The sequence below is a fragment of the Bradyrhizobium genosp. A genome (assembly GCF_049949275.1).
Lineage (GTDB): Bacteria > Pseudomonadota > Alphaproteobacteria > Rhizobiales > Xanthobacteraceae > Bradyrhizobium.
Genome location: NZ_CP188196.1, coordinates 6,282,952 through 6,297,390 on the forward strand (window position 1 = coordinate 6,282,952; position 14,439 = coordinate 6,297,390).

15 protein-coding genes are annotated in these 14,439 nt (G+C 60.8%); 5 read left to right on the forward strand and 10 right to left on the reverse strand.

All coding sequences use genetic code 11. The features are described from left to right. Window positions 1-45: 45 nt before the first annotated feature. Complete coding sequence (locus ACP2YP_RS29460; protein WP_426419739.1) at window positions 46-1,023, forward strand: GlxA family transcriptional regulator; 978 nt, start codon at window positions 46-48, stop codon at window positions 1,021-1,023. Window positions 1,024-1,308: 285 nt separating this feature from the next. Here ACP2YP_RS29460 and ACP2YP_RS29465 read toward each other — a convergent pair whose 3' ends face one another. From ACP2YP_RS29465 to ACP2YP_RS29485, 5 genes are all read right to left on the reverse strand, one after another. Continuing rightward, window positions 1,309-1,941 carry a TetR/AcrR family transcriptional regulator gene (locus ACP2YP_RS29465; RefSeq protein WP_426419740.1) on the reverse strand — a complete coding sequence of 211 codons (633 nt, stop codon included), beginning with the start codon at window positions 1,939-1,941 and terminating at the stop codon, window positions 1,309-1,311. 225 nt (window positions 1,942-2,166) lie between these two features. Continuing rightward, entirely contained in the window at window positions 2,167-3,129 is a 963-nt protein-coding gene (locus ACP2YP_RS29470; RefSeq protein WP_426419741.1) for an alpha/beta fold hydrolase, read from the reverse strand. Window positions 3,130-3,257: 128 nt separating this feature from the next. Beyond that, window positions 3,258-4,070 carry an oxidoreductase gene (locus ACP2YP_RS29475; protein ID WP_426419742.1) on the reverse strand — a complete coding sequence of 271 codons (813 nt, stop codon included), beginning with the start codon at window positions 4,068-4,070 and terminating at the stop codon, window positions 3,258-3,260. A gap of 28 nt (window positions 4,071-4,098) precedes the next feature. Further along, entirely contained in the window at window positions 4,099-4,839 is a 741-nt protein-coding gene (locus ACP2YP_RS29480) for an SDR family NAD(P)-dependent oxidoreductase (protein WP_426419743.1), read from the reverse strand. Window positions 4,840-5,286: 447 nt separating this feature from the next. After that, window positions 5,287-5,931 (reverse strand): TetR/AcrR family transcriptional regulator C-terminal domain-containing protein, encoded by a 645-nt coding sequence (locus tag ACP2YP_RS29485; RefSeq protein ID WP_426419744.1) that lies wholly within the window; start codon window positions 5,929-5,931, stop codon window positions 5,287-5,289. 205 nt (window positions 5,932-6,136) lie between these two features. Between ACP2YP_RS29485 and ACP2YP_RS29490 the strand changes: the two genes are divergently transcribed. The 4 genes from ACP2YP_RS29490 to ACP2YP_RS29505 all read left to right on the forward strand — a co-directional run bounded on the left by ACP2YP_RS29490 (window position 6,137) and on the right by ACP2YP_RS29505 (window position 9,882). Next, on the forward strand, window positions 6,137-6,814 hold the full coding sequence (locus ACP2YP_RS29490) for a TetR/AcrR family transcriptional regulator (RefSeq protein WP_426419745.1): 678 nt from the start codon (window positions 6,137-6,139) through the stop codon (window positions 6,812-6,814). A gap of 30 nt (window positions 6,815-6,844) precedes the next feature. Then, entirely contained in the window at window positions 6,845-7,690 is an 846-nt protein-coding gene (locus tag ACP2YP_RS29495; RefSeq protein ID WP_426419746.1) for a universal stress protein, read from the forward strand. A 369-nt stretch (window positions 7,691-8,059) separates the two neighbouring features. Continuing rightward, complete coding sequence (locus ACP2YP_RS29500; RefSeq protein ID WP_426419747.1) at window positions 8,060-8,662, forward strand: hypothetical protein; 603 nt, start codon at window positions 8,060-8,062, stop codon at window positions 8,660-8,662. A gap of 938 nt (window positions 8,663-9,600) precedes the next feature. Next, window positions 9,601-9,882: a hypothetical protein gene (locus ACP2YP_RS29505; RefSeq protein WP_426419748.1), complete on the forward strand. Its 282-nt coding sequence runs from the start codon at window positions 9,601-9,603 to the stop codon at window positions 9,880-9,882. Window positions 9,883-10,274: 392 nt separating this feature from the next. Here the strand turns inward: ACP2YP_RS29505 and ACP2YP_RS29510 are convergent, their stop codons facing one another. The 5 genes from ACP2YP_RS29510 to ACP2YP_RS29530 form a co-directional block, all read right to left on the reverse strand. Next, the gene (locus ACP2YP_RS29510) at window positions 10,275-10,493 is read right to left on the reverse strand and encodes a hypothetical protein (protein ID WP_426419749.1); all 219 of its coding nucleotides are present in this window, start codon (window positions 10,491-10,493) and stop codon (window positions 10,275-10,277) included. A 113-nt stretch (window positions 10,494-10,606) separates the two neighbouring features. Beyond that, entirely contained in the window at window positions 10,607-10,888 is a 282-nt protein-coding gene (locus ACP2YP_RS29515) for a TetR/AcrR family transcriptional regulator (protein WP_426419750.1), read from the reverse strand. 22 nt (window positions 10,889-10,910) lie between these two features. Continuing rightward, on the reverse strand, window positions 10,911-11,615 hold the full coding sequence (locus tag ACP2YP_RS29520; RefSeq protein WP_426419751.1) for an SDR family NAD(P)-dependent oxidoreductase: 705 nt from the start codon (window positions 11,613-11,615) through the stop codon (window positions 10,911-10,913). A gap of 98 nt (window positions 11,616-11,713) precedes the next feature. After that, a complete protein-coding gene (locus ACP2YP_RS29525; protein ID WP_426419752.1) occupies window positions 11,714-12,541 on the reverse strand; it encodes an enoyl-CoA hydratase in 828 nt (275 codons plus the stop codon). Window positions 12,542-12,592: 51 nt separating this feature from the next. Beyond that, window positions 12,593-14,419, reverse strand: coding sequence for an AMP-binding protein (locus ACP2YP_RS29530; protein WP_426419753.1), 1,827 nt, complete (start codon window positions 14,417-14,419; stop codon window positions 12,593-12,595). Window positions 14,420-14,439: the final 20 nt, after the last annotated feature.

Here is a 14,439-nt window from a genome sequence, read left to right on the forward strand (position 1 = left end):
TGATACGTCAAATACGGACAATACCAGTCCCAAGCGGTCATCGGCATGAAACTGAAATCGAAGACAGTGGTCATCTTGGCCTTACCCGGCGTGCAGCTTCTGGACGTCTCGGGGCCCCTTGACGTGTTCGCGGAAGCGAACGTCCAGGCAGGCCGCGCGGTGTATCAATTGCTTGTTGCTGCGAGTGGACCTGGGCCAATCCGGAGTTCGTCGGGCGTCGGGCTGATGCCGGATCGAATTATCGATCGTGACATCGACGAAAGAATCGACACCCTCCTCGTTGCAGGCTGCCCCAACGCAGCCGAGGCTCCAGTGGACGATCTGGTAATCAAATGGCTGCGGCGACGTGCGCCGAGCGCGCGGCGCTTCGGCTCCGTTTGCAGCGGAGCTTTTTTTCTTGCTGCTGCGGGCTTGCTTGAGGGCCGGCGGGTGACGACACATTGGGCTGTCGCTGAACGCCTCGCCGCTCGATATCCAACGGTCACGGTAGACGAGGATGCGATTCAGGTCAGCGACGGCAAGCTCAGGACGGCGGCCGGCGTCACGGCGGGATTGGATTTGGCGCTTGCACTCGTGCAGGAGGATTTGGGATCCGAGATCGCGATGAAGGTCGCAAGTCAGCTCGTCATGTTCTTCAAGCGTCCGGGCGGGCAAATGCAATTTAGCCGCAAAGGTGAAGCGGTCCCGGCCGGACGCGCCGCGTTACAGGAGCTGCAGCGATGGGTGGCGGCGAATCCCGCTGTTGACCATAGCGTCGCCAGTCTTGCTGAACGCATGGATTTAAGTCCGCGCCACTTCGCGAGATTATTCAAAAGCGAGGTCGGAATTACGCCGGCGACCTGGGTCGAAGAAGCCCGTATAAAAGCGGCAAGGGATCTTCTGGAGTGTGGCCAAGAAGCACCAAAGCAGGTCGCGACACGCTGCGGATTCGCCGACGCGGATACTCTGCGGCGCGCCTTCGTTCGGCACGTGGGCGTCACGCCAGCCGAATATCGTAAGCGATTTGCCCGCATCACGGCGTGAGCGCGCCTGGAAAGCGCGCTCGGACAACCTCATCTCCGCTTACGAGCACGGCGATGATATCTGGGGAGAGGCGTGCTCGCTTTCTACGCGGAGCAGGCTTGTAGAGGAATGCGGTCTCAAGACGAACGGGTCGCCCCAAGACTGCGAAGGCCTTGGCCAGGTGTTCGGCGGACACGCGGAGAGACCCTTCAATGTTTCGCTGACCCGGTTTCGCTAGCCCGATCCCTCCCACTTAGCCCTTGGCCTGGAAAAAGCGATCAAGAAAATCAGGATGACAAGGAGGTGCTACAGCTTGCCTTTTGTGAGCGCACCTTTCGCTGGCCGATTCCCTGTCGCCGCCTTACCGTCCACGCGCCCGGAGCCGATCAGGCTTTTTATCTGGCTTGCAATGGCGCGCAGAATATCGTCGGACACTGCACGATCCACATCGCGAATAGCCCGGGAGAGTGCGAGACCACCCACCAGCGTGGCGAAGACAGTCACGGCGCGGTCACGGCTATGCTCATGGGCGTCGCTGCCAAGCGTGTCACTCGTCAAGTTGATGAAGCCGAGCAGGCCCTCAAGAAAGGCCTGCTGCGTCTCTTCGGGTTGACGCCAGATTTCCGACACCAGCGCCGCGTTCGGACATCCCACGGCGGCGCTGTCACGATGCTGCGGCGAGAGATAGCGCCTCAGGAACTCCTCTGAAGACAAACCGGTAAAGGCGGCGAGCGTTTCCTTGAACGCCTCGCGCGTCGCTTCGGCCTGCAGAGTTTCCTTGGAAGTGAAGTGACTGTAGAGCGCTCCGTGCGTCAGTCCGGCAGCCCGTGCCACATCTGCCACGCTGACCTGATCGAAACCTCTTTCTCTGATCTGCCTGGCGGCTGCATGGACGATGGCGCCGCGATTTTCGGTGGCTTGCGCTTTGCTGACCTTCATCTGTCCTGCCGCTTCGTTGTCGCGCGCCCGCTTGACGCCGCAAACTATTCATTGCGAGTATAATGTTATGCGGGGATGGTTCGGTCAAGACGGCGGCTACACTCGTTTGTCATCCGACCGCCTTCCACCCCGACAGTCGTGCAATGCTGGCAGCATAGGCCAGCAAGCACAACCTAGTCTTTCACTTGCACCTCTGCGCGAGCTTCGGTCACTGTCGTGTCAAGGTTAGTCATCCAGGAACCCGTTGACTTCCGAGACGAAGAGGTCGTGGTATTGGAACAGCGAACCGTGACCGGAGTCAGGGTAAAGGATCAGCCGAGCATTAGGAATATGCTGGTAAAGCACGTAGGAGTTGATCGTCGGAATGATCAGGTCGTGACTTCCGTTGACGATCAGCACCGGCTGCTTGATCGCTTCGAGCTCCGCGTAATTTGCCTGTGACAGACCCCAGGTGATCAAGGCCTTGGCCTGAGCACCGACGGCAGCTTGCGAGGCGACGGGCTCAATATCCACCGTGTGGTCGTGGATCCGTTTAAGGAAAGCGGCCCCTTCCGACATGCCATTTTGCGTAGACGTGAAGAACAGCGGGACCTTGGGGTCGATCTTCAGCTCGCCGCCACGCCTGAAGCCCTCAGCGATAACTACTTGCAGGTCCTTTATACCTTCGCCGCCCTGCGGGCCGGCTCCGACAAGGATCAGCTTACGCACCACCTCAGGGCGCTCAGCGACTAGTTTCTGGGCCACCGATCCGCCGATAGAGAAGCCGAGCAAGTCCACCTTGCCCAGGTGGAGAGCGTCGATGAAGCCTTCGGTCAGATGCGCCATGGCGTCGACTGAGTCCGGCGCTGCGCCGACGGACGCGCCGACGCCGGGGTTGCCCAGGATGATGACTCGGCGCCTCTGCGACAAGGCGTCGATCAGAGACGAATCCCAATCGTCCATGGTGCCTGTGAAGTGTTGCAACAGCACAAGCGGGGGCGCGTGGCGATCTATGCCGATGGCACGGTACGCTAATCGCGCCCCCTCGACCGTCACGTAATGATTGTGGGTTTTGACATAAGCTGCCTCAGGTGTTGCGAGCAGGGGGGCTGGAGCACCCGTCGCAAGAAGGATACTCGCAAGGCAGGCGGCCAGCGAGGCGATGGCACCACGGCTTGGGCCGTGCAGTGTTTTGGCTTTAAAGTTCATTGGGCTGTTCCTTGAATTGATCGAGCGGATATCAGCGCACCGAGCGTGGCGCTTGGGTGGATTGTCTCGTTCCAGTAACTCGAATTCGTTTGTGTCGGCCTTCGGAAGACCTGGTTGCCCGCTTCCGTTCACCGGGCAGCGATACGCAGGCCGAAGCTGCCGCGCAGACTCTTGTCGACCTGCTTGGCCGGCGCGAACCGCCTAAGTACACTGAGCAGCTTGGCGCGTCCGTCCGCCGGCTGACGAAGGCGATGAGGGCCCTTGAGTATGGTGGCGATCTTCTGCGCGACCACCTCAGCTTCGGGAGCCGCCTCAACCTGCTGCTGCACCGCCTTTGTGCTCGCATTGAGCTCAGAACTGTAGTCGGAGATCTGCTCAGCCGTCTTCTTCGCACTGGTGTCGAGCTTGGTCTTGGTGAAGCTGGGCTCCACGAGGACAACCCGCACACCGAAGCCGCGAACTTCATGATCCAGTGTCTCGGACATGCCCTCAAGCGCGTGCTTACTAGCGGCATAAAGACCCATAAACGGCGCAGGCAGAAAACCAAGAACCGAACTCAGATTTACGATCAGCCCCGACCCGTTTCGCCGCATGCTGGGGAGAACTGCCCGTACGAGGCGAAGTACCCCAAACAAATTAGTGTCAAACAGCGCCTCCGCTTCGTCTACTCGGGTCGCTTCGACCGGCCCGACGAGCGACACGCCGGCGTTGTTGATCAATACGTCGATCCGCCCAGCCTCGTGGATGACATGGGCCACCGCCGCCTGGATGGATGCTTCATCGCGCACGTCCAGGCGCAGGAGCTCCACACCGTGAGTGGCCCGTACCTTTTCCGGGATGCGGGCGCCGCCGAATACGCGGTGTCCGGCTTTGGCGAGCACGCGGGCGGTGGCCTCTCCGATACCCGAGGACACGCCCGTGATCAGGATAACTTTCTGCATAATTGATTCTCCTATTGAGAGCTCAGCGTCAGTCGATGGCGTGGACAAGGCTCGCCATGTGAGCTTGCATGCCGGCCGGGTCTTGTTTGAAGGCTTGGGCCGCACCGCGGGAGAGAGCGCCAGGGAATACTTCGTCTTGCCCTGCTTCTAGCGCGTCGAGGGTATCGGACACGACCTCTTGCGGCGTAAGCTTCGGCTCAGGGAGTGGCGCACCCATCGCGGTGTCGACCTGTACCGGCATCACCCCAAGGACTTGAACCCCGCGGATTTTTAGTTCCGCCCGCAGCGTGCGGGTCAGAGCCAGAGCGGCCGCCTTGGAGGCCGAATAGGTCCCCGCGACCGGCAGGGTCACATGGGATAGAATCGAGAGCATATTGACGATGGCGCCCCCGGGTTGGAACGCGGCCGTGGCACGCAGCGCCTGCGAAAGGGCCAGCATCCCAAAGTAATTGACTTCCATCTCCTTGCGGGCGCTCGAAGTATCCTGAGTGGAGAGCGCGCCGGTGAAGGCGGCTACGCCAGCGTTGTTAATCAATAGATTGATGTCGGACATTGTCTCTGCTGCCATCGCCAGATGCTCCGGGTTGGACACGTCCAAATCTCTCGTGACCAGCTTGTCGCTTTCGGCCGCCAAATCTTGGACGGCTGCTCTATTGCGGGCGCCCAAGTAGATTTTGGACGCGCCTCGCTTCAGCAACTCTTGGACGAATGCGCGGCCGATTCCGCCGTTCGCGCCAGTGACCAGCACCACCGAGCCCTGAATCTTCATTTGAACCTCCATCGCACGGTCTACAGCGTCCACCACGGAGGCCATAGCCATTCATCGCGTACGCAACTTATATATTAATTGCTATTGCAATGATTAAAGTCAAGCTGTTTTTCAGGTCTTTGACGCCCGGCCTTGTACCCACGGCCGCCGAAACCCGGCGGGAACCATGAGCGGGCCGGGTGGAGGCGCATTCTGGCTGGAGGCCTAATGTCCGTGTGAAAAGACACCTAAGGTTAGTAGTGTGAAGGACGTTCGATATTGGATGACGTAGCTACGCTTGCCGGAACTAAAGACCCGGAGTCCGAAGCCCGGCAGTTCGTCGTCCCAGATGAGGTAGTCCTTCTCTCCGGCTTCCGCCGCCTCGCGTGCTGTTGACCGGTCGGCGGTCAGCTCTGGCCGATCTGATCGTTGCTGTAACTGGCACCTACTAACTAAATCCCGAGCAACTCACGTGCGGGGGTCAACTCTGATGCCGTTCCAAAAGATTTGAACCGCATGATCGATGCTGCGCTGGATCGCGGTGCGGCTCTTTGGGAATATCCCAGCCATCGCACGGCGATGCAGGTCACCGCCGACGGAGTCGAAAAACTGCACGGCCGCGCGCAGCGGATCGTCGAGGCGGATCAGGCCGCGCCCGCGCCAGACCGACAACATGCCGGCAAGCTGCGCATAGGTGCGGTCGGGTCCGAGCTGGTAAAAGGTCCGCGCAAGTTCGGGGAAGCGGGTGCCCTCGGCGATGATCAGCCGCCAAAGACCGACAGCATCCGGAGCCATCGCGACCTCCATATAGCGCCGCGCGATGTGCGCGAGCGCATGGCGGACGTCAGAGTGAACGACCTCGGGGTCGCCGAACGCGGAAAGGATGCGCGCGGCGCGCTCCTCCACGATCGCGGCGAACAGGCCGTTCTTGCTGCCGAAAAACGAATATACGGTGGCCTTGGACGCCCCGGCGCGCTCGACGACAAGGTCGATGGTGGCGCCGCCGAAGCCGTTCTCCAGAAAGACTTCGACGGCGGCGTCCAGAATTTGAGAGCGTCGTATCTCGCCGCGCGGTCTGGTCCTCGGCACTGTTGCGGTAGCGGTCGTCGGCATGGCCTCTTGTTTTCCCCAAAACGTAACGTACATTACGTTATCATTGGAGGTCGTGATGTCAAGTCGGCCCCTTGCCCCGGCAACAAGCCCGGTCCTGCCCGCGACCGATACGATCGGGCCTTTCACCGACCACCCCCGGGCGGAGTTGGCGACTGCGCGCCCTCTCGCCGCCGTTCCAGGCCCCCGGCGAGTTCGATCCTCGTCAGTGGAAGTTGCCGACAAGCCTTGCGGGCGCCCACGGCTGTACGGTGCCTTGCGATCCGCCCTTCGGGAAAATTCAACAGGCATCCTGCTCGAGACCGAACGACTTCTCAGAATTTGCGGCCATCGCAAAGTCACCGTGGCGGACATCGCCGACGCCTGCGGCTTCTCCGCCGCCAACGTCTATCGATACTTCTCAAGCCGCCGCGCGATCCTCGATGCGCTCGCGTCCCACTACCTGCGCGAGACTGAACGCGCCGCCCTTGCTTGCGCGATCTCCAACCGCCATGCGGCGCGCGACCGGCTCAGTGGGTTTCTCACCGGCTTGAACACAGCTCTGATGACCTTCGCTGATTACGAGCCGCGGATCAGCGCGTTGCTCGCCGATGCCACGGCGGAACAATGGCCCTGCCACAGCCACTATGACGCGCGCCTCGTCCACCACATCACCAGGATACTCGCTGCGGCGAGCGCATCCGGAGAATTCAGGCTGGCAGGTGCTGCCGGGCAGGAAGCCCGGCACGTGAAGGCGGCAGCCTGTGCTCTGGTCGAGCCGGACGTCGTCCTGTCCTGCCGGGACAGGTACGACGCCTCTGCGCGCGAGGCCGTGAGCCGGTTGATCGCAGATGCCTTGTTGAACCGATCCGTGTCGCCGAGCGGAGCTTCGCGACACGCTGAATGACGTCAGAAACTGCCGACAGGAGAGGATACCATGACTTTGAAAAACATTGGGGTGTTTGTCGACGCCACCCCCGAAGGAGAGAAGCGGATCGACTATGCAGCTGCGCTCGCCCACCAGTGCGGCGCCCACCTTGCCGGGGTTCACGTCGTATCCGCAGTTCGCCCGGAATATCGATCCGATTACTATGTGATTGGCGAGAAGGCGATCCGAGCCATGCTCGCCGAGCGGAAAGCGGCCGATGAAGCCGCGACCTCCAATGTCCGGCGGCGCTTCGAAGCCATTTCAGCGAAGCGCGACCTCAGCGCAGAGTTTCGGGTGATCCGTCGAGGTGGACCTGACGAAGATCTGACCCTCAGCTCGCTTCATTCCGATCTCGTGGTGATCGGTCAGCGCGCGCTGCACGAGCTGAATGGCTACGCATCCCCCGAAAAGCTCCTGCTCTCCAGCGGTGCTCCTATTCTCGTCATACCGAGCGGCTGGAAATCCGAGTCTATCGGCAACAATATACTGGTCGGCTGGAACGCCAGCCGCGAAGCGCGGCGCGCGGTCGCAGACGCGCTCCCGTTCCTCGTCGCGGCTAGTTCCGTGACGCTTTTGGTTGTCGATTCGAAAGAGCGAGCCGGCCGGCACGGTGAGGAGCCGGGCGCTGATATCGCACTTTATCTCGCGCGTCACGGGGCCCGCGTCGAAGTGGAGCAGGTGTCGTCGCAAGGAACTCCGGTCGCCGACATCATCCTGTCCTATGCCAGAGATCACGGCGTAGATCTGATCGTCATTGGCGCCTACAGCCACGCCCGCTCTGTCGAGATGGTGTTCGGTGGCGTCACCCGGACGTTGCTGAAACAAGCGCGTGTGCCCGTCCTGATGTCACGGTAAGCGACTGTGTCGGTCGGAAGCTCGCTATTCTGAGAACAGCGATCGTTTCTACAAGTGGTTGGATGGCGCTCACAATGCTGGTCGGTCCAGTCCATCAAGAGGAAGTTCGGACTAGTACCTCTGCACAGAGGTTTTGACCGGTTGGTCTGGCGGGCGGATTGCCTATGATCTGCTGCCCGCATCGGCTGGTTCCCGCCCCAAGGATTCCGCCGAGGCAGTGCTCTGCCCAGACGTGTTAATCGGCGCACAATATTGACCCCCTCTATACGAAGTTGATCAAGCACTTAGGATGCCGATCGGCGCTTGGGCCCCACGCCGATTCACAGCGCACGGCTAAACGCCTCGCGCGTGCGAATAAAGGGGCTCAAATTGCGCCTTCAGCTTGAGAAGGTGCCGCTCGAACTCGTCGTCAACGAAGACAATGGTGAGCCTTATGACGAGAACACCTATCGCCATTGGGTCTCGACCGCGCGCGCCGTCGCCGTGTTCGGCTTTCTCGCACGCGATACCGTTCGCCAGGCAATCGTTCGCGCGGAGCAGCTGAGCGCCGAACTGATCAGAAATGTCGACAAGCTGTTCGCGGCTTTCTCGCTTGATGAACAGAACAAGGCGCAGCGCGCCCGCGCGGTCGATCAGCGCAAGCGTGTGTTGGCGGAATGGCTGAATGCGCAAGCGACGCGCGACAGCAATGGCGATGAGACGGCATGGCGCCTGAAGCCGTGCCCTGCGCTGATGTTCGTCAACGGCACCGGCGAACTAGACCAGAAGCACGACCAAGACCTGCGCGATACGTGCGTTATGCTGCTCGATCGGGCCGGCTGCGACCTGTTGACGATCTGCGACATCACCGGGCACTCGTACCGAAGCGCGCAGACCATCGTGAAGCACTACCGCGCACGCAATGTGGATCGCGCCGATTCCGGCATCGACCGGCTCCAATTGCAAGTGCGCAAAGAAGGTATGAAGGGCTGATCGCAGAGCGGTTGAATCTCATGTCTTCGGCGCTCTGTAGCTGTGCGCGATCCTGTGGTGCCCGGCCTATCAATATTGGGTTGCACAACGCAGCCGATAACAGCTTGGGCCTTCTGAGTGCAATTCTCGCAGCACCAAACACATTCGACCGCGCCGGCGCTCGGCTTCAATTCTAGCGCGGATAGTACCTGCGACCCATCTGGTCATAGACAACCACTGCGTATTGGATCCGGTTAAGAACGCTCTCCGCACATCCGAACTCGTCGCACAGCGTGCGACGTACGACCACAAAAAACGTCGCACGAGACCGGATTTGTTCTATCGAGCAAATTAAAAAAGCCCTTTCGGGCCAGTCTCTTGAGGGTGGTGGGCGCACCAGGGCTCGAACCTGGGACCCGCTGATTAAGAGTCAGATTTTTACTACGCAATATCAGATACTTGCCTGTAAATTTAATACATCGAGCTACTATCCAGATCAAAGGGTTACAGCCGAATTGTAAATCAGCCGAAACGACGGGAAGCAAAAAGAACAGCAACTTTCAAAGTTCGGTCCACCATGGATATTGGCTCGGCATGTCGATTGAGACTTCCCGGGAAACGGGGGCTGGCGTTTCTCGAGAAAGGAGGCGACGCCCTCGCGGACGTCGGCGTGACTGCCACGCTCCCGCGAGATGGGGCCGTCGATCGCCAGCAATTCGAACGGATACGACGCGCCAGCAAAACGCCTAGTAACTGCCGAGTCAACGCGATCGAGACGGCCGAGTGTGTTTCGGCGTGGGGTCTCGACTATGATCGGCGCGGGGTCCCATCACCCCATTTAGCGAAATCAATGGCTTGATGAGAGCCCGGCGACGTCGATGGGGGTCACTATTCGATGAGGATTCACACCCTACCAGCGGATCATCTTCATCACCCACGTCTTGTCCGGTGTGACGGCGGTGTCGAGCGCTCTTCTGCTGACCGGCTTTGTCGGGATGGGCAGTGTGACGGTCGGTCAGGATCTGCCGCTGAACACGCTCGCGGCATGCATTCTCGGCGGCGTCAATTTCGGCAGCGGGCGCGGCGGCATGGTGAGGCCTGCGCTCGCCGCCTTCATGCTAACGTTCCTCTTCAACTTTCTTACCAGCTTCGGGCTGGGCGAGCCGGAGAAGCTGATGGCGCAGGGCGCCATCATAGTGCTCGCGGCTCTAACCTATTCGACGCGACGGCCGAGGCCATAAGCGCCGTAGAGGGTCCGCGCGCCATAACCGTCGCCTCATTCCGCAGCGGGTCGCAGTGCCGCCAGGATACGCCACAGCGGCCGAGAGAAAGCGCAAACGCGAAATTGCTCGCCTGCGCCTCTTCAAAGTTGGTCGGTACAGCATGACACTTCGCGACCGTTGTTAAGTCCTGATTACGCTTCGCTTTTCGGGATGTGTCGGTCCAGTCCATCATTGGCAAGTCTGATCTAGTTCCAGCGAGCAAGGTCTAACGAGATCCAGTCAAAACAATGGCGCAGTGTCGCTGATGGGAGCACACACGACCGAGCTCTCCGCCCTGACCCGCGGCCGATGAGCCCGGCCTAGGTTCAAATAGGAGAGACGCAACCGCTGATACGGACATTCACCTAGCGCTAACTCGTCCGAACGGAGGCGCTCGCAGTCTTTCGTTTCGTTGATTGACCGCTTAGAGCGCGCCGTCCGGCTGAAAGTATTTCGTCGGACAGCTTCTTGCCGCCGACCGCGCGCGCGAGTGCGATCGAGCCCATCATGGTGGCAAGCGTGGCGGTGGCGATCTGGCGCGCCTGCTTCGGCGGCTGTTCCGGGAGCAAGGTGGCGATCACGTCGATCATTTCGTCGAGCTTCCTCGCAAACTCACGCCGCGCCTTGTGGCTGGAACGAGCAATATCGGTACCCAAGGCCGGCATCACGCAACCACCTGCGCGATCATCCCGATGACCGGGCCTCAGGTACGTTTCAACGAAGGTGTCGAACCTTTCCTCACGGGTAGCCTGTCCATCTGATTCCGCCACGGAGAGATGGTTCGATCCATCGCCATGGCGAACGCTTCTATCATCAGGGCTTCTCGCGATTCGAAATAGGTGTAGAAGCCTCCATGCGTGAGACCGGCGCGCTTCATCAAATCGGACACGCTGATGCCATCGGCGCCAGCTTGACGCAATCCGTAAGACGCTTCCTCGAGGATCCGACTCCGGGTTTGCAGCTTGTGGCCTTTCACGTACCGCATAGATAGCTCCGGGACATTGTTTTCACCATTTCTCCCCGAACGGACGAAGCTCGGTCAGGAAGGACCATGCGGAGCGGTCCTGGCCGTAGAGGTGCCATAATTCCTCGGCGATCGCGGATGGCTTGATGAAGAAATCATCGGGCGCTTCCGGCAGGCGTTCGCGCATTCGCGGTACGTCGATCACGGCATCGATCAAGACATAAGCAACGTGGATACCGCGGGGCCCAAGATCGCGCGCGATCGATTCCGACAGAATGCGCTGGGCCGCCTTGGTCGGGGCAAAGCCGGCAAAGTTCGCCTTGCCGCGAATGGCTGACGTGTTGCCGGTCACGAGGATGGTGCCGTTCCCGGCTTTGACCATGTCCGGAGCCACTTCACGCGCCAGATACAGCAAGCCCATCACGTTCACTTGAAAATTCCGATCGAGCATTTTCGGCTCGATCTCGAGAAACGTCCCCCACCCGCCCCCGACGGCGTTGTGGATGAGGACATTCGGGGCGCCGTAGGACCGGCGGATGTTGTCCATCGCGCCCTTAACTTCGCTTTCGCTAGAGACATCGCACATGATCGAGTGCGTATCGGTGAGTTCGGCTTCCAGCGCGCGAATGCGATCCGGCGAACGTGCCATGGCGATGACACGAAATCCTTCCGCAGCGAAACGCCGGACTATCGCGGAACCTGTGCCGGGCCCGACACCCGTAACGACCGCAATCGGCTTGTCAGGCATCGGCGCCTCCCCAGGTGTTGGTTTGCAGCAACAGGATTCCGGACAGCATCAGTTGATCACGCGATCGGTTTTGATCTCGATGTTGGGAGACAGCGCGCCTAACGCCCCGCGAATACAGGTTTGCGCTTATCGATGAAGGCGCGCACCGCCTCCTTGTGGTCCGCCGTCCGCGCCGAGCGGACCATGTTTTCGGCTTCGCGATCCATCGAATCCAGAAAGTCCGACGTCAGGGCGTGGTCGAGATTGTCCTTGATGTGGGCCAGCGCGCTCGCCGGGCCCGCCGCCAGCGACCTTGCGAGCGCAAACGCTGCCTCGCGCAACTCGGCGTCGGGCACCACGCGGTTGACGAGACCCAGCGTCTCGCAGCGCCGCGCGTCGATCCGCTCCGACAGGAACATCAGCTCCCGCGCTCGCGAGGTCCCGACAAGGCGGGTCAACAGCCATGCGATGCCATAGTCCCCGGTCAGTCCGACCCGGGCATACCCGGTGGACATGATCGCGGATTCTCCAGCAATCCGGATATCGCAGGCAAGCGCAAGCGCCATCCCGGCGCCGGCCGCGGGTCCTGGAAGGGCTGCAATCGTCGGCTTTCTCACCGCCACCAGCGCCCCGGTCAAGGTGCGTTGCCTGATCCGTAGATCGGCAACCCGATCTTCAAACGCGATTTCGATTTTGGTTGAATTGCTCCCCATACCCTTGACGTCGCCGCCGGCGCAAAAGGCCGTGCCCGCGCCCGTGACCAGCAACGCACCGACGTTCGGGTCATCGCCGCATTGCTTGATCATCCGCCGCAAGGCCGGCGTGAGATGATCGGAGAGCGCGTTGCGTGCTTCGGGGCGGTTAAGCGTGATCAGGGCGACGCGATCGCGGATTTCGCACAAGAGTTCGCCTGTTCCGGTGTCGATTTCGATCCGATCTTCCGCCATCTCAATCACTCCCATTTTGGGTCCACCGAAGCCGCGCTCTCACGCAATCGCCTAGATGACGATCACCTGGCTGCAAGACTCGGACGAATAGATCAGCTCCATCTGCGCCGCCCGATTGACCAGGACGGCGCGTTGATTGATGTAGGCCTTGTCCGTGATCTCGCCGGCCGCCAGCGAGGGCGGCTCCTCAAGGAGCGTGAGCGCGCAGATGCGCTCGCTGCTTCCGACATTGGCATTGTAAAGCCGGAGGCATTGCCGGAGAAAAGCGATCACGCCCGGGTCGCAGTTCAGATTGCCGTCGGCGTTGGTGGCGTGCTTCCTGGCCAAGACAGGATTCAACCAGCCCAGCACGGCGCAGGCGTGGCGATTTTCACCGGCAACGACGGCGTCCTGCAGGACGCCATGGGTGGCCGCGAGTGCCGCGGCGCGCAGATTGCCGACAGCTACCCATGTCCCGTTGGCGAGCTTGAAATTTTCGGAAACCCGGCCGGTGAAACGCAGACCACGGCTCGGATTGGCAGGATCGATGAACGAGATGGTGTCGCCGACCCGGTAGAAGCCTTCATCGTCGAAGGCCGCCGAGGTCAAATCCGGACGGCCAAGATAGCCTGGTGTCACATTGGGACCGCGTACGCGGGCCTCATACGTGTCCCCGGCAGGGATCAGTTTCAATTCCACCCCGGGGGCCGGGAGTCCCAGTTCACCCGGCGTGTCGGTCGCCCAATGCGTCGTGGCGATCGTGGGGGCCGTTTCGGTGGCGCCGTAGCCTGCCATCACCGGAATAGGTCTGCCGGTCGATTGCTTCGCCAGCTGATAGAGCTTGTCGAGCGTGGTCCGTGATATCGCAGCGCCGGCGTAAGTCATCCGGTCGAGTTGCCGGAAAAAATTGACTCGCAGATCGTGATCGGTTTCCAGCGCCTCGCACAACAGCGTGTATCCCGCCGGCACGCTGAACATGGCCGTAGGCGATATCTCCTTCAAATTGGCAATCGTCTTGTGAAACAATTGGGGAACCGGACGCCCATCGTCAATGTAGAGCGTGCCGCCATGCTTCAGAATGCCGTGCAGGATGACGTTGCTTCCCATGGTGTGATGCCATGGAAGCCATTCGACCTGTACCGGCGCTTCACGAGACGCCACCAGCAGCGCCCCCATCTGCATTGAACTTGCCATCATCCTGTGGGTGTTGATCACGCCCTTGGGAAGCCCGGTCGAACCCGAGGTGAACAGGATCTTGGCGGCGGCTTCCTTGTCGATCGAACGAAAGGCCTGCTCGAACTCGGCGCCGGGATGCGTCGAATAAAGCGACTGAACCCACACGGATCCGACCTTCTGATCCGCTGCAATCCATGTCGCGGACGCAAGCTCCGGAATCGTGCGCGCACCCGAATAGGCCTCGCTGTCCTGCACGAAAACGAAGGCAGGCCCAAGCAGCGTTGCGATATCCTGCAAGCGAGCCAGGCCGCCCGGCATCAACGAATAGTTCGGCGATATCGGGGCTACGACGATCCCGACCGACATCGCCGCAAACATGACGATTGCGTGCTCGATGGAATTGCCGGAGAGAATGGCAAGCCGGTCGCCACGTTTGGCGCCCAGTTCGATCATTGCCTGCCCGACGGACCGCACCCTTTGCCAGAGTTCGGCATAGGAAATCTTCTGCCACTCGCCGTCGCGGCCGCGCTGGGCCAGAAATGCGCGCTGCGGCGCCTTCTCGGCCCATTCGGGGATGAAATCCAGGATCGACCAGTGCGGGCTTTCGAACTCGATCGGGGACCGCAGCACGAGGGTCCCGTCTGGCCGCGTCTCGATCCTTACCTCTCGCGGCGCGAACCGGAGGCCTTCTGCAGGAATGGCTGGAGATTCGTGACGGGTCATGCGGCGTGCTCCTGTCCAAC